A 20,794-nucleotide genomic window follows, 5' to 3' on the forward strand; every position below is an offset into this window, starting at 1 on the left:
CCTGAACCTCCCTGACGAGGCCGCGACGGTGCGGCCGAGGTGGGAGGAGTCAACCTCGGCCGCAAGTTTGTCGTCAAGGAGTGAATCCTTAACGAGATGACAACGGTGCCATCCGTTATCTAACTGAAGGCAAGAGCTTCAGCGACGACGAATCGGCCAGAAGGGTTGAATCGCCCATTTCGCTGAGCACCAGGGCCAGCGCCCCCAGCACCTCGGCACGGCTGCCCAACGAGCCGGTGAGGACGGAGAGTTGGCGTGCCGCGCTGGGGATCGCGTACCGCCCCACGGACTCGCGTATGGGGGTCAGGACCAGCTCTCCGGCCTCGGCCAGGGAGCCGCCGAGCACCACGCGGCTCGGGTTCAACACGTTGCAGAGGTTCGCGACGCCACTACCCACATGGCGGCCCACGTCGGCGATGACCCTCCGGCATCCGGGGTCGCCCTCCCGGGCCAGCTCGACGACCCGCTCCATGGTGAGCTCGGGCCCGTGCGTGCCCTGGAGCAGCGGCAGCACGTAGCGGGCGGCGGCGAAGGTCTCCAGACAGCCGCGGTTGCCGCAGCGGCAGACCGGGCCGGACTCGTCCAGCGTGATGTGCCCGATCTCGCCGGCCGTGCCGCCGGGCCCCCGGTAGATCTGCCCGTTTATCACCAGGCCGGCGCCGACACCGCTCGCCACCTTGATGTACGCCAGGTCCTTGACCCCGCGGCCGCTCCCCCACACGAGCTCGCCGAGGGCGCCGAGGTTGGCGTCGTTGTCCACGTACACGGGCACGCCGAGGCGCTGGGAGAGCTCCTGGCGCGGGTTGATCCCGGCCCAGCCCGGCAGGATCGCGGTGGAGCCGAGGGTCCCGGACTCCACGTCGATCGGGCCGGGCACGCCGAGCCCCACGCCGATGACCTTCTCCAGGCCCACCCCGAGGCCCGCGATCAGCTGCCCGACCAGCGCCTCCGCCCGGTCGAAGCCGTCGGCCCAGGAGGCGTCCACGTCCAGCGGGGCCGCCTCCTCGGCCAGCACCCGGTGGGCCAGGTTGCCCACCGCCACCCGCAGGTGGGTGTGGCCGAAGTCCACGCCGATCACGATGCCCGCATCGCCGCTGAGGGAGACGCTGCGCGCCCTGCGGCCGCCGGCGGAAGTGTCCGTGACCTCGACGGTCCCACCGTCCTTGAGTTCGCGGACGATGTTGGAGACCGTGGCCGCCGACAGTCCGGTGGACCGGGCGATCTCCGCCTGGGTCAGCGAACCCGCGAGCCGCACCGCCCGCACGACCCGCTCGAGATTCGCACGGTGCAGTGAAGACTGCGATCCGGGAGTCTGCACGACTCATCCACTCCTGCCCATAAGCGACGGCCGGCCGTCGCCCCCCGGCCGGCGATCGCGGACTGGAGTCTCCGAGACACCGGCGTCTCTCCAACTTGTGAACCCTAAGTCGAGCTCTTGGGCACCCACACGTCAAGAGGCGGACACGGCACGAATCTGCCCTTATCGGTCATAAGTATGAGAGACATCGCTCTAGATCGTGCTGCTCGGCCGCCCGGGCCGACCTCCCGCGGCCCCGCCGGCTTCCACGGCCTGCCGCGGCCCCGGCGGCCTTCTGGCGGGCCTTCCCCAGGCTTCTGCGGGCTTCCGCGGGCTTCCACGGGCTTCCACGGCCCTCCGGACGGCCGTGGGCTACTTGAGGGTGGCGGAGGTCAGACCGGCCTGGATCTGGCGCTGGAAGGACAGGTACACCACCAGCATCGGGATCATCGCGATGGTCACACCGGCGAAGAGCACCGGCAGGTCCGTCTCGTAGCCCATCTGGTACTGGAGCTGGATCAGGCCCTGGGTGAGCATGTAGCGCTCGGGGTCCGATCCGGTCTGCGGCTGCATCAGCACGGACGGCAGGATGTACTGGTTCCACTGGCCCAGGACGTTGAAGATGCCGACGCTGATCAGGCCCGGCTTGGCCATCGGCAGCATCACCTGGAAGAAGATCCGGGTGTCGGAGGCCCCGTCGATGACCGCCGCCTCGTGCACGGCCGTCGGCAGCGTCCGGAAGAAGGAGTGCATGAAGAAGACCGTGAACGGCATCGAGTAGGCGACGTAGACCAGGATCAGGCCCTGGTAGGTATTGAGCATGTCGAGGCGCTTGACCATGAAGAACAGCGGGACGAGCGCCAGGAAGACGGGGAACATGGCCCCGCTGACGAAGAAGTAGTAGACGGCCCGGTTGCCCGGGAAGGGGTAGCGGGCCAGCACGTACGCGGCCATCGAGCCGAGCAGCATCGTCAGCGGCACCGAGAACGCCATCACGATCAGCGTGTGGGCGAAGTAGTCTCCGATGCCCTTGTCCCAGGCCCGGGCGAACGCGTCGAGGTGCCAGTTGGAGGGCCGGCTCAGGGCGGAGCCGCCGATCTCGGCGTCGGTCTTGAACGACCCGAGCGCCAGCCAGACCAGCGGCAGGACGATCAGCACCGCCCAGACGGCGAGGAACCCGTGCGAGAAGACGTTCAGCACCATGCCGTCGGAGCCGCCGCCGGAGCCCTGCGCCGGGCGGGTGCTGCCGGGCCGCTCGTCCGAGCGCTCTCCGGGTGCCTTGATCACAGTGGTCATCGTGGTCTCCCGCTCAGAACTCGATGCGCTCGCGGCGGGTCGCGCGCAGCGTGACGACGGAGAGGATCAGGGTCAGCAGGAGCATGACCACGCCCATGGCGCAGGCGTAGCCGCTCTTGCCGAAGTACAGGAAGTTGCGCATCAGCACCGTGGCCATGACCTCGCTGTGGTGGTCGGGTCCGCCGCCGAACTGGCCGGAAGTCATGGTCGAGACCAGCACGAACATGTCCATGGCAGCGATGCCGAGGTAGACGGCGGAGGTCTGCACGGAGTCCCACAGCAGGGGCAGCGTGACCTTGAGGAAGGTCTGGGCGCGTCCCGCGCCGTCGAGGAGGGCGGCCTCGTAGACGTCCCTGGGTACGGACTGCATGGCCGCCGAGAAGAGGACGAGGTAGAACCCGACCCCGTGCCAGACCACCACGAGCAGCAGGCACCACAGCACCAGGTCGGGCTGGTTGAGCCATTCGACGGGATGGGCCGGGTCGACCAGGCCCAGCCGGATCAGGAAGCCGTTGAGCAGGCCGCCCTCGTCGCTGCGGTACACCGCGCCGAAGAGGACGGCGAGGATGGCGAGGGAGAGGACCTGCGGGAAGAAGTAGACGATCTTGTACACGGACGAGCCGCGCACGCCCCGCACCCCGCCGGCCCCGCTGCGCCCTCCCGCGTTCACCATGAAGGCGAAGAAGAGGGCCAGCAGGATGGTGAGGGCCGGGACGAACACCAGGAGCAGCAGGTTGTGCCAGAGCGCGCCGCGGAAGACCTCGTCCTTCAGCAGGGCCGTGTAGTTCTCCCAGCCGACGAAGTCGAACGTGGGCGACTGGCCGGACCAGTTGGTGAAGGAATAGCCGAAGGTCTGGACGTACGGCCAGATGACGAAGGTCAGGTACAGCGCGAGCGGCAGGAAGAGGAAGCCGGTGACGAAGCCGGCCCGTCCCCACCCCTTGGCTACGTGGCTCATGGTGTCCGTCCGTCCGTCGGTGGCGTCAGCTGCGGCGGTTGTTCTTCGCGTTCGGGTCCTTGGCGGCCTTGTCTACCGCAGCCTGGGCCCGCTTGATCCATTCCTTTGGCTGGATCCGCTTGGCCATCAGCTCATTGGACGCGTTCTGGATCTCGGTGTCCATTTCGCTGTACCAGTCGGGGTACAGGTAGTTGAAGGTGTTCGGCCCGGCCGCCTTGACGGCCGCCACGGCCGACCGGGTGCCCGGCCGCAGCGTGACGCCCGGGTCGACGCCGTCCTTGACGACGGTGAGGGAGTTGGCCTGCTGGGCGAAGAGGGTGGACCATTCGCGTGACAGCATCGACCGCAGGAACTCCAGGCCGCCGGCCTTGTTGGCGGCCTTCTCGGGGACGATGAAGGGCTCGCCCGCCCCGGCCCGGATGGCCTCGAAGGGCAGCTTGCTGTCGGCGAGGACCGGGACCGGCAGGAACTTCATGTCGAAGTCGTCCGGGGTCTGCTTGAGCTGCTCGTTCTCCAGCCAGGAGCCGGAGGGGATGAAGGCCGCCTTGTACTGGTTCCAGGCGGTCTGGGACTCGGTGTGGGTCAGTGCGTTGGTGCCCGCCATGAGCAGGCCCTTCTCGACGATCTCGTAGACCGCCTCGACGGCGGCGAGGGCGGCGGGGTTGCCCTCGAAGGCGCCCGGCTCCAGGTTGTCGATGGCCTTCATGGCCTCCAGACCGCCCTTCTTGGCGATCAGGTCCATGATGACGACGTTGATGTAGTACGGGTACTTGCCCTGGTGGGCGAGGCCGCCGAGGCCGGCGTCCCGGGCCTTGGTGCAGATGTCCAGGAACTGGTCCCAGGTCTTCGGCTCGGTCCAGCCCTTCTCCTTGAACAGCTTGCCCGAGTACCAGAATCCGAAGACCGTGTAGACGTAGTAGAGGGCGACGAACTTGCCGCCCTGGGTGCCCTGTTCGATCGTGCCGGGGATCAGGACGTCGCGGATCTTCCGGTTCGGGTCGTCGGGGGAGGGGGCGTCGAGGAGCTGGGTGAGGTCGGTGAGCTGGCCGCCCTTGGCCAGTACATCGATCTTGATCTGCTGGGCGCCGGCGTCGTCCACGACGTCCGGCGGGTTGCCCCCGTTGAAGCGGGGCTGGAGCTTGGCGGCGATCTCCTGGGTGCCCAGGTGGGAGCTGGTGGTGCCCCACTTCTTGTCGAAGGCGGCCTCCCAGGCCTTGGCGTAGTCGTCGCCGAAGCCGCCCTTGAAGATGACGACGTCGAGCTTGCCGCCCTTGGCTACGCCGAAAGGGTTCTCCTTGGTGACGGGCCCTTTGCCGGGGCCGCTCGCCGTGGCGTCGCCGCCGGAGGCGCAGGCGGACAGGAAGCCCGTCGCCGGCACCGAGGCCAGTCCGAGTGCGGCCGAGCGCTTGATCAGATCGCGGCGGCCCAGGCCGTCGCCAGTGGATCCCATGCTCTTGTCCTCGCCTTCGTCCGAAGTGTGAAGGAGGCCGGAAATCAAGGCGGTTGTGGTACGCGCGGACCCCGCCGCAGCTCCCCGCCCATCCCCCCGTCCGGCGCCGCAGGACCGCGGCGGGCCGGACGCGCACAGGTATAGTCCACTCCCGTTCATGTGAGCAAGATCATGCGCAGCCATGTCTGCCAGCTTTTCCGATTTGAGACCTCGCCGAAACCTGGCCCTGCGCCCGGACGGCCGAAGGGCCGTACCCCCGTGACGGGGATACGGCCCTTCGGTGGAGCCTGGAGCTGCTGCCGTGCTCAGCCGCGGATCAGGTTGCGGAGCACGTACTGCATGATGCCGCCGTTGCGGTAGTAGTCCGCCTCACCGGGGGTGTCGATGCGGACGACCGCGTCGAACTCCACGCCGGAGTCGGTGGCGACCTTCACCGTGCGCGGGGTGGTGCCGTTGTTCAGCTCCTCCACGCCGGTGATGGCGAAGGTCTCCTCGCCGGTCAGGCCCAGGGAGGCGGCCGAGGCGCCCTCCGGGAACTGGAGCGGCAGGACGCCCATGCCGATCAGGTTCGAGCGGTGGATGCGCTCGTAGGACTCGGCGACGACGGCCTTGACGCCGAGCAGCGCGGTGCCCTTGGCCGCCCAGTCGCGGGACGAGCCGGAGCCGTACTCCTTGCCCGCCAGGATCACCAGCGGGATGCCGGCGGCCTGGTAGTTCTGGGAGGCGTCGTAGATGAAGGAGACCGGGCCGCCGTCGACGGTGAAGTCGCGGGTGAAGCCGCCCTCGGTGCCCGGCGCGATCTGGTTGCGCAGGCGGATGTTGGCGAACGTACCGCGGATCATGACCTCGTGGTTGCCGCGGCGGGAACCGTACGAGTTGAAGTCGCGGCGCTCGACGCCGTGCTCGGTCAGGTACTTGCCGGCCGGGGTGTCGGCCTTGATCGCACCGGCCGGGGAGATGTGGTCGGTGGTGACCGAGTCGCCCAGCTTCGCCAGCACGCGGGCGCCGGCGATGTCGGAGACCGGGGTGGTCTCCATGGTCATGCCCTCGAAGTACGGGGGCTTGCGGACGTAGGTGGACTGCGGGTCCCACTCGAAGGTGTTGCCGGTCGGGATCGGCAGCGCCTGCCACTGGGCGTCGCCCGCGAAGACGTCCTGGTAGGACTTGGAGAACATGTCCTCGCCGATGGCGTTCGCCACGACGTCGTTGACCTCGGCCTCGGTCGGCCAGATGTCCTTGAGGTGGACCGGGTTGCCCTCGGTGTCGATGCCGATGGCGTCCTTGGTGATGTCCACCTTCATGGAGCCCGCGATGGCGTACGCGACGACCAGCGGCGGGGAGGCCAGGTAGTTCATCTTGACGTCGGGGTTGATGCGGCCCTCGAAGTTGCGGTTGCCCGAGAGGACCGAGGTGACCGCGAGGTCGTGCTCGTTGATCGCCTTCGAGATTTCCTCGTCCAGCGGACCGGAGTTGCCGATGCAGGTGGTGCAGCCGTACCCGACGAGGTTGAAGCCCATCTTGTCGAGGTACGGGGTCAGGCCGGACTTGTCGAAGTAGTCGGTGACGACCTTCGAGCCCGGGGCGAGGGTGGTCTTGACCCACGGCTTGCGGGTCAGGCCCTTCTCGACCGCCTTCTTGGCCACGAGCGCCGCGGCGACCATGACGTAGGGGTTCGAGGTGTTGGTGCAGGAGGTGATCGCGGCAACGGTGACGGCGCCGTGGTCGATCTCGAAGGAGGTGCCGTCGGCCAGGGTGACCTGGGTCGGGCGGGTCGGCACGCCGTTGGTGGCGGCCGGGGCGTCGGAGGCCGGGAAGGACTCCTTGCCCGCCTCGTCGGCGTCGTCCACGTAGTTCAGGACGTCCGCGGCGAACTGCTGGGCGGCCTCGGCGAGGACGATGCGGTCCTGCGGGCGCTTCGGGCCGGCGATGGACGGGACGACCGTGGAGAGGTCGAGCTCCAGCTTCTCGGAGAAGTCCGGCTCGGCCTGCGGGTCCAGCCAGAGGCCCTGCTCCTTGGCGTACGCCTCGACCAGCGCGACCTGCTGCTCGGAACGGCCGGTGAGCTTGAGGTACTTCAGGGTCTCGTCGTCGATCGGGAAGATGGCGGCGGTGGAGCCGAACTCCGGCGACATGTTGCCGATGGTGGCGCGGTTGGCCAGCGAGGTGGCGGCGACGCCCTCACCGTAGAACTCGACGAACTTGCCGACGACGCCGTGCTTGCGCAGCATCTCGGTGATGGTGAGCACCAGGTCGGTGGCGGTGGTGCCGGTCGGCAGCTCGCCGGTCAGCTTGAAGCCGACGACGCGCGGGATCAGCATGGAGACCGGCTGGCCGAGCATGGCGGCCTCGGCCTCGATGCCGCCGACGCCCCAGCCGAGGACGCCGAGGCCGTTGACCATGGTGGTGTGCGAGTCGGTGCCGACGAGGGTGTCGGGGTAGGCCTGGCCGCCCCGGACCATGACGGTGCGGGCCAGGTGCTCGATGTTCACCTGGTGGACGATGCCGGTGCCCGGGGGGACGACCTTGAACTCGTCGAAGGCGGTCTGGCCCCAGCGCAGGAACTGGTAGCGCTCCTTGTTGCGGCCGTACTCCAGCTCGACGTTCTGGGTGAACGCGTCCGGCGTGCCGAACTTGTCGGCGATGACGGAGTGGTCGATGACCAGCTCGGCCGGGGCAAGCGGGTTGATCTTGGACGGGTCGCCGCCGAGCGCCTTCACGGCCTCACGCATGGTGGCGAGGTCCACGACACAGGGAACGCCGGTGAAGTCCTGCATGATCACGCGCGCCGGCGTGAACTGGATCTCCTGGCTCGGCTGGGCCTGCGAGTCCCAGCCGCCGAGGGCCCGGATGTGGTCGGCGGTGATGTTCGCGCCGTCCTCGGTGCGGAGCAGGTTCTCCAGCAGCACCTTCAGGCTGTACGGGAGGCGGGCGGAGCCCTCGACCTTGTCCAGCCGGAAAATCTCGTACGACTCGTCGCCCACCTGCAGCGTGCTGCGGGCGTCGAAGCTGTTCGCCGACACGACAGTCTCCTTCATGCATGATTTCGCGCGTGTAACCGCAATCCTGCCGCCACGCCCTGTGGCCAATCCGCTAAGGTAAGGCTAAGTTAGGTAGCCCTTACCAGCAGGGGCGGCTGCGGTACGCCTTCGGCAGATATCTCGATGTCGAGATAACTCTAGTGCATCACCGCCCGCTGGTCATGCCAGGGCATCGCCATGTCTGTTTCCGGGGCGCCCCCGGGGGTGCCCCGGGGTGCCCCCGGCATGCCCGCGGAAACCCCGTTGCCCCGCGGGGCGCGGGCTGAAAGCGTCTCCGGCATGCCCACCTTCACCTCGTACGACGGCACCCCGCTCGGCTACCGCGTCCTCGCCGGACCGGACACGGCCGACGGCCCGGACCTGGTCTGCCTGCCCGGCGGGCCGATGCTGGACTCCGCCTACCTCGGCGACCTCGGCGGCCTGTCCGCACACCGCCGCCTGGTCCTGTTCGACCCGCGCGGTACGGGCACCTCGGCCGCACCCGAGGACCCCGCCACCTACCGCTGCGACCGGCAGGTCGACGACGTCGAGGCGCTGCGCCGCCACCTCGGCCTGGACCGGGTGGACCTGCTCGCGCACAGCGCCGGTGCGAACCTGGCCGCGCTGTACGCCGCCCGGCACCCGCAGCACACCGGCAGGCTGGCCCTCATCACGCCGAGCGTCGCTGCCACCGGCATCGCCATCGGGGGCGGGCAGCGGCTGGCCGCCGCGCGGCTCCGCCGCGACGAGCCCTGGTTCCCGGCCGCCTTCGCGGCGCTGGAGCGCATCGTCGCGGGGCAGGCCGGACCCGACGACTGGACGGCCGTCGAGCCCTTCTTCCACGGCCGCTGGGACGAGGCGGCCCGGCGGTTCGCCGCCGAAGGCGAGGACCGCAAGAACCAGGAGGCGGCGGCCGCCTTCGGCGCGGACGGCGCGTACGACCCGGCCGCGCTGCGGGCCGCGCTCGGCCGGTTCGAGCCGCCCGTGCTCGTCGTCGCCGGGGAGCTCGACCTCCAGGGACCGGTCCCGGTGATGACCGAGTACGCCGGCCTCTTCAAGGACGCCCGGCTCGCCGTCCGGCCCGGGGCCGGCCACTTCCCCTGGCGCGACGACCCCGCCGCCTTCGCCTCGGCCGTGGCGCAGTTCCTGGCCGGATGAGCCCGCGCGGGAGAGCCGGGCGGCGGCATCTCCCGTCACACGGCGGCCGGTTCGGCACTGCGCGACGTCGTCCGCGCAGGCAACCGCGGCCTGGACACGGGCATCGGGATGTCACTCTTTGCCCGTATCGGTGACACAACGCCCTTTCATTCCCGGTCGGCCGGGTTCGCGGATCGGTTCTCGGCGGGCGCCGGTCCGACCGCGGCCGGGCGAATTGACGGTCGGTAACACCCGAACGCCGCACCCGACGCGTATCTCATCTCATATCTGAGATACGGTGCACCCATGGCAGACGACTACCTCGTACGCATCGGCAAGCTCATCCGTGACGCCCGGCAGCACCGGGGCTGGACACAGAGTCAGCTCGCGGACGCCCTGGGCACCAGCCAGAGCGCCGTGAACCGCATCGAGCGCGGCAACCAGAACATCAGCCTTGAAATGATCGCCCGCATCGGCGAAGCGCTCGACAGCGAGATCGTCTCCCTGGGTTACTCCGGCCCCATGCACCTGCGGGTCGTCGGCGGCCGCCGCCTGTCCGGCGCCATCGACGTCAAGACGAGCAAGAACGCGTGCGTGGCCCTGCTGTGCGCCTCCCTGCTGAACAAGGGCCGCACGGTCCTGCGCCGGGTCGCCCGCATCGAGGAGGTCTACCGCCTCCTGGAGGTCCTGAACTCCATCGGCGTCCGCACCCGCTGGATCAACGACGGCGTCGACCTGGAGCTGGTCCCGCCGGCCGAGCTCGACATGGACGCCATCGACGCGCAGGCGGCCGTCCGGACCCGGAGCATCATCATGTTCCTGGGCCCCCTGCTCCACCGGATGGACCAGTTCCGCCTGCCGTACGCCGGCGGCTGCGACCTCGGCACCCGCACCATCGAGCCGCACATGATCGCCCTGCGCCGCTTCGGCCTGGACATCACCGCGACCGAGGGCATCTACCACGCCAAGGTCGAGCCCGGCGTCAGCCCCGACCGCCCGATCGTGCTGACCGAGCGCGGGGACACCGTCACCGAGAACGCGCTGCTGGCCGCCGCCCGGCACGACGGCGTCACGGTCATCCGCAACGCCTCCTCCAACTACATGGTCCAGGACCTGTGCTTCTTCCTGGAGGCGCTGGGCGTCCGGGTCGACGGCGTCGGCACCACGACCCTGACCGTCCACGGCGTCCCGAACATCGACGTCGACGTCGACTACTCCCCCTCCGAGGACCCGGTCGAGGCGATGAGCCTGGTCGCCGCCGCCGTCGTCACGGAGTCGGAGCTGACGATCCGCCGGGTCCCGATCGAGTTCATGGAGATCGAGCTCGCGGTCCTGGAGGAGATGGGCCTGGACCACGACCGCTCGCCGGAGTACCCGGCCGACAACGGCCGTACCCGCCTGGTCGACCTGACGGTCCGCCCGTCGAAGCTCGAAGCGCCCATCGACAAGATCCACCCGATGCCGTTCCCCGGGCTGAACATCGACAACGTCCCGTTCTTCGCGGCCATCGCGGCCGCCGCCCAGGGCAAGACCCTGATCCACGACTGGGTGTACGACAACCGGGCGATCTACCTCACGGACCTCAACCGCCTCGGCGGCCGCCTCCAACTGCTGGACCCCCACCGCGTCCTGGTCGAGGGCCCCACGCGCTGGCGCGCCGCGGAGATGATGTGCCCGCCGGCGCTGCGCCCGGCGGTGGTCGTCCTGCTGGCGATGATGGCGGCGGAGGGCACCTCCGTCCTGCGCAACGTCTACGTCATCAACCGCGGCTACGAGGACCTCGCCGAGCGCCTCAACTCGGTCGGCGCCCAGATCGAGACCTTCCGCGACATTTAACTCAGCCGCAGGTCAGGACGCCTTTCCGTCCTCCTGGGCCGTCTGTGGGCCGTCGTCGGTGTCTCCGCCTCCGCGGAAGACCCCGTCGACGGCCCTTCGCGCTCGTGCCTGGCTGTTGGGCATGAGGTGCGTATAGGTCCGCAGGGTGAACCCCGGGTCGCCGTGACCGAGGTACTCCGACAGGGCCTTGACGTTCTCCCCCGCGTCCAACAGAACGGACGCGTAGAAGTGCCGCAGGGCGTGCATCCCATGCTCGCTGGACCGGGCGAACCGCTCTCCCGGCTCGCGCGGCGGGATCACTCCGGCCGTGACCAGCGCCGGCTTCCACACACCCATGTTGAAGAAATTGCGGTTCACCGGCTTCCGCTCCCGCGAGTAGAAGAGCAGCGGCGCCGTGACCGGCGGCCCGTCCGGCGTCTTCCACGGCAACGTGACGCTGAGCGGCGGGCGCTGGGTGATGTGCTCCGCCAGGGCGAACGCCACGGAGTCGGGCAGCGGCACGTCACGGAGCTTCCCGCCCTTCGGCGGGGCGAACACCAACTGGGCCCTGACCATCTTCACTTGCCGCACGACGTGGACGACGCCCCCGAGGAAGTCGACCTCGTCCGCTGCCAGTCCGAAGATTTCCCCCTGCCGCAGTCCGCATCCCGCGCCAACGTCCACGACCTTCCGGTACGGCACAGGCAAGGCTTCCCTGACCGCGAGGACCCGTTCGCGCGGCCACGGCTTGAGCTTCCTTGCATCCCGGCGGGGCGGCCGGACCGATCCCGCACGGCAAGGATTGCGGTGGATGATGCCGTCATCGACGGCGGCGCCGAAGACTGCCGAGACGTTGGCAAAAATGACCCGCTGGTATGACGGTGCAAGTCCGGCGTCCTGCAGGATGCGTCCCCACGCCCGGATGTGCGCCGGCAGGAAGGCGCTCAGGGAGCGGTGACCGACGTGCGGGAAGATGTGCAGCCGAAAGCGCTGGTCGATCGCATCGATCGTCGACATGTCGGTCGTCTGGGACGCCAACCACGTGGTGGCGTAGGCCTGGAACGTCACCTTGCCCGCGGCGGGATCGACGTACTGCCCGCGCGACATGTCGGCGGCGATCTGCGTCAGCCACGCCTCGGCGAGGCGCCTCTGCTTGTCAGGGAACGACTTGCTCCTCTCGGCACCGTTTTCGCTGATGTAGCGTGCGCGGTACCGCATCCCGGTGCCGTGCCGGTCAGTCTTGACCCGGTGGGGCTTGCCGTTGGGGCCAGTCTCGGTCTTGAACCAGCGGTCTTGGATGTGTCCTGCCACGAGTAACCCTTCTGGGAATGGGAGAGGGCGGGCCCGGGTGGGCCCGCCCTCGGCGGTGATGGTGGTGGTTCAGGCGGCTCGGCGGTCTTCGGCGGCGATCTGCTGGGCGTACCAGTCCCGTACGGCCTGAGGGTGGTAGCGGACGTGCTTCCCGGCGCGGAAGCCGATCGGGCCTGTGCGCTTCTTGCGCCACTGGTAGACGGTCTCCAGCGGCACCCTGAGCAGGAAGGCGACCTCGTCCGGCGTGAGGAAGCGGTCGGGGAGCGCGGGCAGGGACACGCCGCGGGGGGTGCGTTCTTTGGACATAGCGCCTCCGAGGCACGAGGAGTCGGTGATGTTGGCTGCGGGACACGCAAAAACCCCGGGTCCTGATGACAGAACTGACAGAACCACGCCAGATGGCTACTGACCTGCGGTTTCGGTGCCTTCCGGGGTGTGACAAAACCTCGGAAAACTCTGACAGAACCTCCGGGTGGGGGTTCTGTCAGAGCGGCCCGCCGGGCGGTGTGCCTGGCGGGCGTTGGGTTTTGTCGGAGTTTCCGGAGGTTTTGTCACAGCTGGATCGGGGACTGTTTTCGCAGGTCAGGGGCTTGGGCGGGGGTTCTGTCAGTTCTGTCGCGGGGGTGTGGGGTTTTCAGCGGGCGTGGGGTAGGCGGGGGTGGGTCTCGTAGCGGGGGGAGGGCGGCCGGCCGCCGCGTGTGGTCCTGGGCGGTGCGGGCTGCTGGCGGATCCAGCCGTGCTCTTCGAGGAGCACGAGTGCGGGGTCGAGGTCGCTCATGGCGGGGAAATCGCCGCGGGGCAGGCCGCGGAAGAGGTCCCGTTTGGTGAAGTTGGTGGTCTGGTTGTCTCGGAGGTGGGTCAGGACGGTGTGGGCGATGTCCTGGGCGGGGTCGGCGCCCATGGCGCCGAAGACGTCCAGGGCATGGGTGGTGAAGTAGTCGCCGATTTCGGTGGCGGCGGCCATGGTCTCGGCGGCGATGGGCCGGGCCCACGCGTCGTCGGCGTGGGTGGCGAGGTGGAGCAGGCCGGCGATGCGGGCGACTGCTCCGTCGCGTTTGCTGGCCCATTTCACGATCGGGGCGAGGGAGCCGCCCTTGCCGAGGCGGGATTCAGTGACGCGCTGGTAGGCGAGCAGGACCGTGTCCGCTTCCGGGGCCAGGGTGAGCGTGAGGGGTTCGGTGCGGGTGGCCAGGGTCAGGGCGAGGGAGCCGAGGTGCTGGGCGTAGGTGGCGGCGGTGTCGGGGTGGATGAGGTCGGGGGTGAGGTTGCGGCGGCCGACGAGCGATTCCGGCTTGGAGTAGAGGAAGCGGGCGAGGAGTCCGCGGCCGTCGGCGCCCTTGATCTGCCCGATGGAGTCGAGGACTTCAGGCTGGACGGCCAGGCCCATGGTGATGGCGGGGTTCTCGATGTGCTGGGCCTCGCGGCCCTGCCGGTTGACCCGGGCCAGGTCTCCGGCGTGCCCTTTGAGGAAGATCCCCATATTCGGGATCCCGGAGTAGCGGCCCGCGATGATCTCGAAAATCTCCCCTTCCGGGGACAGGATGCTGATCCGGCCGTCCTGCTGGGCGAGGAGGGTGGTCAGGCTCTCGGCGGTGACGTCGTCGGCGACGAGCTGAGGCTCTTCCGGGACCATGGCCTGGTCGGCGGCCGCGGCCAGCGCGACGGCCTCAGCGGTCAGCGCGTCGCGGAGCCCGGCCTCGGCGTTCGCCGCCTTCGCCGCGGCCTTGTCGGCGGCGGCCTTGGCCATGCGTGCGGCTGCGGCGGCCTCGGAGCGTGCGGGGGCGGTGGTCTCGATGAGTGCCTGTTCGGCGGCCAGGAGCGGCTGTGTCATCAGGCTGAACACCGCGCTCTTGCGGTTGCCGGGCGGCAGGGCGACGGCGGTGTAGATGTTGACCGGCTCCCGCCACTGCCCCCGCACCGCGACCGCGGCCCGCCCGCCGGCCGCGGTCGCGACAGCGGCCAGGGCCAGGCAGCCGGCCAGGTCCACGGGGGTCTGGGTTTCCTCGGCGACCTGGGCCGCCATCTGCCCGAGCCAGTCCGGCAGCGCTCCCACGGGGAAGGCGGGCAGGTCGGTTCGGGGGGTGAGGGGTACGGGTTCGTCCCACATGGGCCGCAGGGGCGCGTCGGGCGGCTCCAGGGTGGATAGTCCCGCCCACAGGTCGGTGTCGTCGCTCAGCGGCTGGCCGCTCACAGCGTCTCCCTTCTCGTTGTCGGGTGTGGGTTCGGTGAAGCAGCCGCAGCCGCCCCAGTCATCACGGTCGGTGTCTCCGGCGGTGATACGGGCCCGGAGCTCGACCAGCGGCAACGGGCGAGTAATGCCGTCGATCCGCTCACGCAGGATGGCTACGTCCTTGCCGAGGCGAGCCCGTAAGGCCTCTTCCTCGCGTTCTTCTGCGGCGTAGCGGGCGGGGTTGGTCTGATGCAGCAGCGCCCATTGGGCTTGCCCGCCGCGTACGCAGGCGCCGCCGCAGTTGTTGTGCGGGAAGCCCTGCGCGTACAGGCGTGGAGGGCGAAGGCCGCGTGCTGCGGCGTTGCGGAGGAGGTCTTCCTTGTCGAGGTAGGGCGGCTCGCACAGTGGGGCGAGGGCAGTCCAGGGCCGGTAGGCCTCCTGGATGGCCGGCAGGCGGTGGGTCTCGCTCCAGTCGATCCCGACGTAGACCGCGGTCTGGGCCGGGTCGGTGTTCTCCTCCAGCCACTTCCGGCACGGAATCTGCTTCAGGTACTGGCTGCACGGGGCGATCCGGGAGTTCCCAATGATTCGCCGGTCGTTGAAGACCTCCCACGGCGTGCGGCCATCGGCGACCTTGACCAGTGGTGCGCCGAGGCTGGCCGCCGCGTCGTCCAGGAACCGGTACAGGTCGGGGTCTTCGACCTTGGTGTCTGCGAACAGCAGGACACACGCATCGGGCCCGTGCTCGTCCACCACCCGCTTCGCGGTTGCCCAGGAGCCGATACCGCCACTCATCATCACCACGTGTCGAACCGGCCCGCTCATGTCGCCCTCCTGCAGCCGTTGGGAGAGAAGAGCGGAGTGAGGACGCCTTCGGCGACGCCCTCCAGGGCGCCCACGCCTCCGGGCGGGCAGGCAGGAGCGGCGGCGTGCGGGCGGGCGTTCATAACGCCCTCCCAAGTCCTGCGGCGAGGCCGTTGGCGACGGCTCGGCGGGCGTACGTCTCAGGCACCCCGACGCTGACGGCGGAGGTGGTGATGTCCTCGCCGATCGCTTCGAGGCCGCAGGGGCCGGGGCAGGCGGTGTGCTGGGCGGCGAGGAAGCGGGCCACGCCGTACGCCTTGCTCCCGGCCCCCTGGTCGCGACAGGCCGCCACCCGGGCGAGCCCGCTCTCCAGGCCGGTCTGGACGTAGCGGCCGGTGTGGCGGCAGCCGGTGGCCACCGATCGGTCCCAGCGGGCGCGGCCCGGTGACGAAGAGTCCACCCCCGCCCCCGTACGCGGCGGGGTGGACTCTTCCCTGCCCACCAGGGCGCGGACGGCATCCGGTAGCCAGGCCATCTGGCCGGTGCCGTGGTCGAGCCATCGGGCGTAGGCCATGAGGGACTTGATGTCCACGCCGGGCCGGAGCCCGTTCGCGGACTGCATGGCGCCGCGGTAGACCCAGTGCTGCCCGCGGGTGCTGGTCACGGTCAGTGTGGCGGGCAGGTGCGCGCGGGCCCAGGTGACGGCGGCGGTGTTGTCGAGGTCGACGACGGTCAGGTGGGCGCCGCCGGGGTGGTAGCCGACTGCCCCGGCCCGCTCCCACGTTGCCCGCCACTGGGCGGAGGCGATCCACTGAGGGTCGGTGGTGGCGGCGGCCCAAGCGTGGCAGGGGCGCGGGCAGGTGCAGGGGCCGGGGGTCTTCATGTTCGGTCGGCCGCCGCACGCGTTCTTCCGGCAGGTGGGGCAGTTGGCGAGCGGGCGCTTGTCGCGGCCCAGCGGCAGCACCGGAAGGCCCTCGGCGGCCAGGGTGAGGGCCGTGGCCAGGTGGTGTTTCATGTGGCGGCCTGCTTGCCCTCTGGCCGGGCGTTGGTGGGACGGGTCATGCTGGATTCCTCCAGTTCGCTGGAAGTCGCTGGATGAGGGCGGCCCCGATTCATTGGCGTGAGAGGGGGCCGCCCTCTTGCGCGATCCCGAAGAATGCGATGTCGGGATGTCGTTGGGGGTGCATAGGGTCGTGGCTATGACGACGACCCTTGCTCTTGTTCCGGGCATGTTGACGACCCGCGACAAGGTCGCGGCGGCCTACGGCGGTGGGATCTTCCAGGGCATCGAGCCCTCGAAGGAAGCCAAGAAGGTGTTTGTGTACTCCGACCTGTCCGCGGGCGAGGAGTACGGCTACACGTTCGACGGCCGGGCCGAGGACGACGAGTACGGCCCGCTGTACCTGTACACCGGCTACGGAGCGAACGGCGATCAGGAACTGAAGAGCCGCAACAAGTCATTGGCCAACCACGTCGCAGACGGCCGGGAAGTACACCTGTTCGTCGCCCACGGGCAGGTTGCGGGTGGCGGGAGCGCGGTGCAGCAGCGCTACATCGGTCAGATGGTCGTGGACCCCATCCAGCCCTACGTGACGCGGCGGGGCCCGGGCCGCGACGGCCACATGCGGAACGTCCTCGTCTTCCGGCTGCGGCCGGCGGCCGGGACGACCCCGGCGTGGACGGCGGCAGACAACCTGAAGCCGGCCACGCACGACAAGGTCGTGGAGGTCGAATCCAAGCCCGTTGCGGTCCTGCCGAAGCAGACCGGGGTTAAGGACAAGAACAGCCAGCAGCACACGGTCACCGAAACCTCGGCAGAGGTCGCCGGCGGACCGCGCAAGGTCATCCTGCGGGAAGCCATGCTGGTCGAAGCGTTCAAGGCGCACCTGGAACAGGCCGGCCACAAGCACAAGACGTTCCAGATCACCATCGCCGGTGAGACCAGCGCGCTGACCCCGGACGTGTACGACAGCACGCAGCACGTCTTGTACGAGGCGAAGGGGCTCGCCACCCGGATCAACGTCCGGATGGCCATCGGACAGCTCGCGGACTACCGCCGCCACGTCCCCGAAAGTACGACGCTGCGGGTTGCGGTCCTCCTGCCCAGCGAGCCCAGCAACGACCTGAAGGCCCTCCTCGCCTCCCAGGACATCCCCCTCGTCTACCAGACCGAAGATGGATTCCAAGGCTTCCCCCTGGCCGAGTAAGCCAGGGGGAAGCCACAGGGGCGGCCTCGCCGACGATCCGGTTAGACCGCCCTTTGGCGCATGCGGGCTTCAGGCGGCGAACAGATCGCCCTGCTCGCTGTTTGTTGGCATGCCCGCGGCAGGCTGAGTGGTGGCCACCCGGGCGGTGAACGCGAGGGTGGGGCCGCAGGGCCGGCGTGGTCGGGCCGTCATTGTGGAACCGCCAGGTGCCGACGTCGCGCTGTGGGCGGCCCTTTGCGGGCGGCGTGTAGCGGCGGGCCTCGCCAGGCTGGGCGGCGTTCCACTCCTCTGCACACACCTTGTGGACGGGCTCTCCGGCGTGGGAGCGCATCAGCGCGGGTTTGCCGCACAGGCGGCAAGGGCGTGGGGTGTGGTCGTAGTGGCGGTTGTCGCTCCAGTCGAGATGCTGGACCGGACCCACGGGGGGCCTACCGCTTGGGGCCGTGGCGGGTGTGGTCGTTGGCCAGGACGGCAAGGCGGCCGGCCTCGGAGGCGCTCGCGTGGCGGTAGCGGATGCGGACGTCGCAGCCCGGGTGGGGGCAGCGCAGCGTCCGCATGCCGGCGAGGAGGGCGAGGGCGTCGGAGAGACGCGTGTTGAACGGTTCGGTGGCCATGCCGGGCGGTCCTTTCAGCGGTGTTTGAGGGTGCCGGTGGCCCGGCCGAACAGGCCGGTGGCGGTGACGTGCTGGGTGATGTGGGTGGTGGCGCCGGTGTGCCGGCCTCGGGCCGTGTGCCGGAGGGCGGGAGCGAGCGCTCCGGCGGCCACGAGTGCGACGAGTGCCCAGAGGGCGTCGGCGAGGGCGAGGACTCCGGGGGCGGCGTAGGAGATTCCGATTCCGGCCGTGCCGATGCCTCCGCCGATGGTCGGGGCGAGGAGCGCGGTGGTCTTGGCCCACTGGGGAACGCCGCCCGTGGGGGTCGGTGCGGTGGGGGTGGGGTGGGTGTAGGCGAGGGTGCGGGTGCCGTCGGGGAGGGTGACGAGCTGGATGCCGGGGGGTATCTCGGCGGGCAGTATCCGGGGCTCGGCGAGGGCGGGCGGGTGGAGGACCGCGTCCCCGTACCGGAGGGGGGCGGGCGGTGTGTTGTGCGGCATGGCGGGCTCCCGGGGCAGGCTGCGGGGCCCGTGTCGGTGTGGCTCGGGCCCCGCGCGGGTGTGGGTGTCAGGTGTGTCAGGTGAGGGGTGTCAGACGCGTCAGACGGGTGTCTGACGCCCCTCGCGCACGCGTATGACCTGTCTTTTGGCGCTGTCTGCTGTCAGGGGTGTCAGACGCGTCTGACGCGTCAGGCCGCCTGGCGGTAGGGGATGATCCGGTAGCGGCCGACCTCGTTGGTCTCGGCGAGGCGGCCGGCGATGACGAAGGCGGCGACCTCGCCGGAGACCCATGAGCGGCCGCGGCCGTGGCGGTCGCAGTGCTCCATGAAGTCCGCCGGACCGACGAGGGTCCGTCCCTCCTCCTCGAACTCATCGAGGATGTCTTCCATCGCGGCCCGCGCCTCAGCCCGCGTGAGCTTCACGCGCGGCGTCTCCTCGTCGGGCTTCGACGCGAGCGGGATGACGGTGTCGACCTCGGGGAGTTCCGCTTCGGGGTCGGTGAACCCGTCTTCGTCCTCCTCGTAGGCCTCGGCGTCGACGTAGCCGTCCTCGTCGTAGTCGTTGGTGTGGTCGGTTTCGTCGTAGGTGTCGTCCACGTAGGGCTCCAGCTCGGCCGTGCCGGGCAGCGGGTAGCGGGTGCGGGCTGTGTATACGCGGTCAACGGCGCGGGCCGCGGCGCCAGCGGTGACGGGGTCGATGGCGGCCCGTGTGTCGGCGAAGGTGAGGACGACCCACCTGAGGTAGTCGACGCTGGTCAGGTAGTCCCGCAGCGGGGTTGCCCACGCGTCGTCGGGGATGCCGTTGGCGACGAGGTAGGAGTAGCCGGGCTTCTTGTCCTTCCAGATGTGGGGGGGCGGCGCCGGCGTCGAGGACGTCGCCGTCGAGGGCGAACTGTGCGTCGCGTTCGGTGCGTACGCCGTGGCACCAGGAGGAGCCGAGGGAGGCGCGGGTGTCGGTGGAGACCTGGTTGCCGGAGGCGCGCTGCATGGAGATGACCAGGGAGACGCCGGCGGAGCGGGCCTCTTGGGCGATGCCGGTGAGGGCGTCCTCGTCGATCTCGCGGAGTAGTTTGGCGGCTTCTTCGAACCAGGCGATCAGGTAGGGCATGCCGGGGGAGCCGTCTGCCTGGGTTTCGGCGCAGGCGGGTTCCCACTGCTTGTAGCCGTATTTGGCCAGCCATGCGGTGCGGGCGGGGATGGCTGCTTTGAGGGCTTCGACCATGGCTTTGGTGGAGGCCATGTCGAGGGCGGCCCAGTCGATCGCGGGCAGCAGCGGGCCCAGGGTCTGGTCGGCCTTGGCCGGGTCGGACGCCCACACCACCACGTCCCGGCGGGTGAAGACTTCCGCGAGGGCGGTCAGGCCGCCTTCGGACTTGCCGGAGCCGGTCATGCCCATGAGCAGGAGCATCATGGCGTTGCGCGCGGCCGCGGGGTCGCCGGGGAACCACATCGGCACCGGGGTGCCGTCCTCGTAGATCCCGACGATGACCGGCTCGGCAATCGAGCCTCCTGGGGCGGACGGGCCGGGGCAGGGGACGGTGTTCTTGAGCAGGTCGAGCGGGACCACGGTGAGGGTGACCCGCGAGGCGGAGTCGGGGTTCTCCTGGACGCGGATGGCGTTCCTGGGCACGTCCAGGGCGCCGGCGATGCGGGTGATGTTCTTCGAGACGTCCTCCGGGGTCAGCTCCCCGCGCGGGAGCTGCAGGTCGAAGGCGGCCTTGTTCGGGCCGACCTCGGAGCGGACGACCTGTGTCTTGGCCAGACCGACCTTCTCCAGGAATCCGCCGTCGGAGCCGCTGGCGGTGTTGTCGGGGTTGCGGCGGAGGATCTGGCGGATGTTCCACGACAGGGCCAGCGCCGGGGCGCCGATGAAGTACAGCTCTCCCAGCGGCCCGGCCGCGGGACCGGCGATCGCGGCCGCGGTGAACCACGACGATGCGGCGGCGACCGTAGCGGCGGAGTGCAGACGGCGCTGGCGGGTGGTGGAGTGCCCGGCCCACCAGGTCAGCCCGGTCAGGCCGACCGAGGCGAGGGTCAGGCCGGCGGTCACACCGGCCTGACCGCTCCAGAAGTGGTGGGCGGGCAGGGAGGCCAGGCCGACGCCGAGGCCGGACAGCCACGGCGGCAGGTGCGGCTTCGCGCGGTGCAGCAGGTACTCGCCGACCCCGCCCCCGTCGCCGTGCGCGGCGCGCAGCTTCTCGTCGTACTGCTGGTCCTCGGATTTCGTGCTGGACACGGAC

General features: G+C 69.9%; 16 protein-coding genes. 3 read left to right on the forward strand and 13 right to left on the reverse strand.

The window, feature by feature from the left end:
- Positions 1-115 precede the first annotated feature (115 nt).
- The 5 genes from AC068A_RS08880 to acnA all read right to left on the reverse strand — a co-directional run bounded on the left by AC068A_RS08880 (position 116) and on the right by acnA (position 8,021).
- Complete coding sequence (locus AC068A_RS08880; RefSeq protein ID WP_478582717.1) at positions 116-1,318, reverse strand: ROK family transcriptional regulator; 1,203 nt, start codon at positions 1,316-1,318, stop codon at positions 116-118.
- A 351-nt stretch (positions 1,319-1,669) separates the two neighbouring features.
- Positions 1,670-2,593, reverse strand: coding sequence for a carbohydrate ABC transporter permease (locus AC068A_RS08885; protein ID WP_478582720.1), 924 nt, complete (start codon positions 2,591-2,593; stop codon positions 1,670-1,672).
- 13 nt (positions 2,594-2,606) lie between these two features.
- Positions 2,607-3,551, reverse strand: a complete 945-nt coding sequence (locus AC068A_RS08890) for a carbohydrate ABC transporter permease (RefSeq protein ID WP_478582723.1) — start codon at positions 3,549-3,551, stop codon at positions 2,607-2,609.
- Between the two features lie 25 nt (positions 3,552-3,576).
- Positions 3,577-5,001 carry an N-acetylglucosamine/diacetylchitobiose ABC transporter substrate-binding protein gene (ngcE, locus tag AC068A_RS08895; RefSeq protein ID WP_478582726.1) on the reverse strand — a complete coding sequence of 475 codons (1,425 nt, stop codon included), beginning with the start codon at positions 4,999-5,001 and terminating at the stop codon, positions 3,577-3,579.
- A gap of 305 nt (positions 5,002-5,306) precedes the next feature.
- Entirely contained in the window at positions 5,307-8,021 is a 2,715-nt protein-coding gene (gene acnA / locus AC068A_RS08900; RefSeq protein ID WP_478582729.1) for an aconitate hydratase AcnA, read from the reverse strand.
- A 297-nt stretch (positions 8,022-8,318) separates the two neighbouring features.
- Here acnA and AC068A_RS08905 point away from each other — a divergent pair, with 297 nt between their 5' ends.
- Positions 8,319-9,176 (forward strand): alpha/beta fold hydrolase, encoded by an 858-nt coding sequence (locus tag AC068A_RS08905; RefSeq protein WP_478582730.1) that lies wholly within the window; start codon positions 8,319-8,321, stop codon positions 9,174-9,176.
- 285 nt (positions 9,177-9,461) lie between these two features.
- Positions 9,462-10,991: a helix-turn-helix domain-containing protein gene (locus AC068A_RS08910; RefSeq protein WP_478582731.1), complete on the forward strand. Its 1,530-nt coding sequence runs from the start codon at positions 9,462-9,464 to the stop codon at positions 10,989-10,991.
- Positions 10,992-11,003: 12 nt separating this feature from the next.
- Here AC068A_RS08910 and AC068A_RS08915 read toward each other — a convergent pair whose 3' ends face one another.
- From AC068A_RS08915 to AC068A_RS08930, 4 genes are all read right to left on the reverse strand, one after another.
- Positions 11,004-12,281, reverse strand: coding sequence for a tyrosine-type recombinase/integrase (locus tag AC068A_RS08915; RefSeq protein ID WP_478582733.1), 1,278 nt, complete (start codon positions 12,279-12,281; stop codon positions 11,004-11,006).
- A gap of 69 nt (positions 12,282-12,350) precedes the next feature.
- Positions 12,351-12,587: a helix-turn-helix transcriptional regulator gene (locus tag AC068A_RS08920; RefSeq protein WP_478582736.1), complete on the reverse strand. Its 237-nt coding sequence runs from the start codon at positions 12,585-12,587 to the stop codon at positions 12,351-12,353.
- Between the two features lie 328 nt (positions 12,588-12,915).
- Positions 12,916-14,457 carry a YfjI family protein gene (locus tag AC068A_RS08925; RefSeq protein WP_478582811.1) on the reverse strand — a complete coding sequence of 514 codons (1,542 nt, stop codon included), beginning with the start codon at positions 14,455-14,457 and terminating at the stop codon, positions 12,916-12,918.
- A 937-nt stretch (positions 14,458-15,394) separates the two neighbouring features.
- On the reverse strand, positions 15,395-16,270 hold the full coding sequence (locus AC068A_RS08930) for a bifunctional DNA primase/polymerase (RefSeq protein WP_478582739.1): 876 nt from the start codon (positions 16,268-16,270) through the stop codon (positions 15,395-15,397).
- 184 nt (positions 16,271-16,454) lie between these two features.
- Between AC068A_RS08930 and AC068A_RS08935 the strand changes: the two genes are divergently transcribed.
- Positions 16,455-17,462 carry an SRA domain-containing endonuclease gene (locus tag AC068A_RS08935; protein ID WP_478582742.1) on the forward strand — a complete coding sequence of 336 codons (1,008 nt, stop codon included), beginning with the start codon at positions 16,455-16,457 and terminating at the stop codon, positions 17,460-17,462.
- 428 nt (positions 17,463-17,890) lie between these two features.
- Here AC068A_RS08935 and AC068A_RS08940 read toward each other — a convergent pair whose 3' ends face one another.
- The 4 genes from AC068A_RS08940 to AC068A_RS08955 form a co-directional block, all read right to left on the reverse strand.
- On the reverse strand, positions 17,891-18,076 hold the full coding sequence (locus tag AC068A_RS08940) for a hypothetical protein (RefSeq protein WP_478582744.1): 186 nt from the start codon (positions 18,074-18,076) through the stop codon (positions 17,891-17,893).
- Positions 18,077-18,090: 14 nt separating this feature from the next.
- Positions 18,091-18,555 carry a hypothetical protein gene (locus AC068A_RS08945; RefSeq protein ID WP_478582746.1) on the reverse strand — a complete coding sequence of 155 codons (465 nt, stop codon included), beginning with the start codon at positions 18,553-18,555 and terminating at the stop codon, positions 18,091-18,093.
- Between the two features lie 188 nt (positions 18,556-18,743).
- On the reverse strand, positions 18,744-19,151 hold the full coding sequence (locus AC068A_RS08950) for a hypothetical protein (protein WP_478582748.1): 408 nt from the start codon (positions 19,149-19,151) through the stop codon (positions 18,744-18,746).
- A 61-nt stretch (positions 19,152-19,212) separates the two neighbouring features.
- The gene (locus AC068A_RS08955; RefSeq protein WP_478582749.1) at positions 19,213-20,790 is read right to left on the reverse strand and encodes a hypothetical protein; all 1,578 of its coding nucleotides are present in this window, start codon (positions 20,788-20,790) and stop codon (positions 19,213-19,215) included.
- Positions 20,791-20,794 lie beyond the last annotated feature (4 nt).

The organism is Streptomyces sp. NPDC043854 (assembly GCF_056436005.1).

Bases quoted from the DNA above. Each gene is read 5' to 3' on its own strand.
- AC068A_RS08885 (WP_478582720.1), bottom strand. From the start codon at position 2,593: ATGACCACTGTGATCAAGGCACCCGGAGAGCGCTCGGACGAGCGGCCC.
- AC068A_RS08890 (WP_478582723.1), bottom strand. From the start codon at position 3,551: ATGAGCCACGTAGCCAAGGGGTGGGGACGGGCCGGCTTCGTCACCGGC.
- ngcE (WP_478582726.1), bottom strand. From the start codon at position 5,001: ATGGGATCCACTGGCGACGGCCTGGGCCGCCGCGATCTGATCAAGCGC.
- AC068A_RS08905 (WP_478582730.1), top strand. From the start codon at position 8,319: ATGCCCACCTTCACCTCGTACGACGGCACCCCGCTCGGCTACCGCGTC.
- AC068A_RS08910 (WP_478582731.1), top strand. From the start codon at position 9,462: ATGGCAGACGACTACCTCGTACGCATCGGCAAGCTCATCCGTGACGCC.
- AC068A_RS08920 (WP_478582736.1), bottom strand. From the start codon at position 12,587: ATGTCCAAAGAACGCACCCCCCGCGGCGTGTCCCTGCCCGCGCTCCCC.
- AC068A_RS08930 (WP_478582739.1), bottom strand. From the start codon at position 16,270: ATGAAACACCACCTGGCCACGGCCCTCACCCTGGCCGCCGAGGGCCTT.
- AC068A_RS08935 (WP_478582742.1), top strand. From the start codon at position 16,455: ATGACGACGACCCTTGCTCTTGTTCCGGGCATGTTGACGACCCGCGAC.
- AC068A_RS08940 (WP_478582744.1), bottom strand. From the start codon at position 18,076: ATGGCCACCGAACCGTTCAACACGCGTCTCTCCGACGCCCTCGCCCTC.
- AC068A_RS08945 (WP_478582746.1), bottom strand. From the start codon at position 18,555: ATGCCGCACAACACACCGCCCGCCCCCCTCCGGTACGGGGACGCGGTC.